A 2452-nucleotide genomic window follows, 5' to 3' on the forward strand; every position below is an offset into this window, starting at 1 on the left:
CCTTGTTGCGCGTAGCGCGACGCCCCTGATCAGCCCGGCGAAGCGGGTCGGGGTGGCGCAGCCGGGCTGATCAGGGGTCCAGGATGAGCCGCGCGCAGGCCGCCCTCACGCCCGGTTCTTGAAGCGCCAGCTCTCGTTGCCGGTCTCGACGATCTCGCAGTGGTGGGTCAGCCGATCGAGCAGCGCCGTGGTCATCTTGGCGTCGCCGGCAAACACGCTCGGCCACTCCCCGAACGCCAGGTTGGTCGTCACCACGATCGAGGTGGTCTCGTAGAGCCGGCTGATCAGGTGGAACAGCAACTGACCGCCCGACTGCGCAAACGGCAGGTAGCCGAGCTCGTCCAGCACCACCAGATCGAGCCGGGCGAGGTGGTCAGCGATGCGGCCCTGCCGGCCGGCCCGCGCCTCGGCCTCGAGCCGGTTGACGAGGTCGACCACGTTGTAGAACCGGGCCCGTGCCCCGTCCTGGATGCACGACCGGGCGACCGCGATGGCCAGGTGCGTCTTGCCCGTGCCGGTGCCGCCCACCAGCACGACGTTGCGCTGGTGGGCCAGGAACTCGCCGCCGCAGAGGTCACGCACCAGACCTTCGTTGATCGGCGTCCCGGCAAAGGCGAACTCGGCGAGGTCCTTGGCCAGAGGCAGCTTGGCGATCGTCATCTGGTAGCGGATCGAGCGCGCCTGCTTCTCGCTGATCTCGGCCTGCAACAGGTCGCCAACGATCTGCTGCGGTTCGTGGCTGCGCTTGAGGGCGACCTTGATGATCTCGTCGTAAGCCGCCTTCATCCCAAACAGCTTCAGCTCGCCCATGGTGGCGAGGATCTGCTGACGTTCCATCATGGGGCTCTCCTCAGGCTGTCGTAGCGGGCACAATCGGCGACCGGCTCGTGGCGCAGCCGCAGGCTCTCGGGCGTCAGCAGCGGGGCGGGCGCGGGCGGCTCCCGCTGGCGTGCCAGGATGTTGAGCACCACGTCGGCCGAGTGCACGCCCTCGCGCAGCGCCTCGGCACAGGCCGCCTCGACCGCGGACAGGCCGTCGCCGAGCACGGCGGTGAGGATCTCGACCATCTGGCGGTGGCCGTCGGCGCTGCCGGCGAGCTTGCGGCGGATCCGTTCGAGGGCGGCGGGCAGGACCCAGTCCTTGAACGGCGCGCCGTTGCGCAGGGCGCCGGGCTTGCGGGCGAGCACGGGGACGTAGTGCCAGGGGTCGAACACCGTCTGGCCGCGGCCGAAGGCCCGCGGGTGCTCGGCGACGACGCGCCCGTCCTGGCGGATCTCGATGCGCTCGGCATAGGCGCGCACCTCGACCGGGCGACCGATGGCCGAGGCCATGACCGAGTACTTGTTGTTGTCGAAGCGCACCAGGCAGGTCGAGGACACGGCCGCCGGCACGGCGTGGAAGCCGTCGAAGCGTCCGGCGTAGGGGACCAGGGCTCCCCGTTCGGCTTCGAAGGCTTGCCAGATCGTCAGGTCGCGCTGCTCGGGATGCGGGTGGGTCTTGGCGTAGGCGACGACCCCGTCGAGCAGCAGGGCATTGAGCTCGTTGTAGCTTCTCACCCGGACGCGCGGGGTGAACAGGCGCTCGCGCACCAGCCCGACCTGGTTCTCGACCTGACCCTTCTCCCAGCCGGATGCCGGCGTGCAGGCCACGGGCTCAACGAGGTAGTGCGAGCACATCTGCAGGAAGCGGCGGTTGTAGGCGCGCTCGCGCCCGACGAAGATCGTCTCGACCGCGGTCTTCATGTTGTCGTAGATGCCCCGCTGGCAGGTGCCGCGGAAGAAGGCGAACACCCGGTCGTGGGCGTCGAAGACCATCTCCTGGCTCTCGCGCGGATAGGCACGCACGAACAGCATGCGCGAGTGGCAGAGCCGGACGTGAGCGACCTTGACGGTCGTGGTAACGCCGGCGATCAGCACGATCTCGTGGCTCCAGTCGAACTGGTAGGCCTCGCCCGGGGCGAAGGCGAGCGGCACGAAGGCGGAGGCCGTCACGCTGGCCTGCTGGCGCTTCCACGTCTTGGCGTAGCGGCGGACGGCATCATAGCCGCCCTCATAGCCGAGCCCCCGCAGCGCCTCGAAGATCCGGGTCAGCGTCAGCCGCTCCCGCGCCGGCTTCCCGGTATTGGCCGTCAGCATGCGGTCGAGCTCGTCGTGCCAGGGCCCGAGCTTGGGTGCAGGCTGGACGCTGCGGGTGTAGCGGAAGGCGGTTGCCTCCGAGCGGATCACCTTCCTGACGACCTTGCGGGAGAGCTTCAGCTCCCGGCAGATCTGCTTGATCGGCTTGTGCTGCACGAAGTACGCGCGGCGGATCTTCGCGACCGTCTCCACGACCAACATCCTCCGCGAGCCTCCCGTTCCGAGTGCGGGAGGCAGTCTGGATGAAGTATCCTGGGGGTCCCGTTTGGACGCCGATCACCCCGGAAACGGGGTCCTTATTCCACGCCTAATCACAG

General features: G+C 68.8%; 2 protein-coding genes. Both read right to left on the reverse strand.

Going from position 1 to position 2452, the window contains the following annotated elements:
- Positions 1–105: 105 nt before the first annotated feature.
- Positions 106–837 carry an IS21-like element helper ATPase IstB gene (gene istB / locus DT057_RS34580; protein WP_128566512.1) on the reverse strand — a complete coding sequence of 244 codons (732 nt, stop codon included), beginning with the start codon at positions 835–837 and terminating at the stop codon, positions 106–108.
- On the reverse strand, positions 837–2336 hold the full coding sequence (gene istA / locus DT057_RS34585; protein WP_128566511.1) for an IS21 family transposase: 1500 nt from the start codon (positions 2334–2336) through the stop codon (positions 837–839). Before istA ends, istB begins: the two co-directional genes overlap by 1 nt.
- Positions 2337–2452: the final 116 nt, after the last annotated feature.

Origin of the sequence: Methylobacterium crusticola (assembly GCF_003574465.1) — a bacterium.
Classification (GTDB): domain Bacteria; phylum Pseudomonadota; class Alphaproteobacteria; order Rhizobiales; family Beijerinckiaceae; genus Methylobacterium; species Methylobacterium crusticola.

What these genes read in the sequence shown, in the direction of transcription:
- istB (WP_128566512.1), bottom strand. Translation starts at nt 837, where the DNA reads ATGGAACGTCAGCAGATCCTCGCCACCATGGGCGAGCTGAAGCTGTTT.
- istA (WP_128566511.1), bottom strand. Translation starts at nt 2,336, where the DNA reads ATGTTGGTCGTGGAGACGGTCGCGAAGATCCGCCGCGCGTACTTCGTG.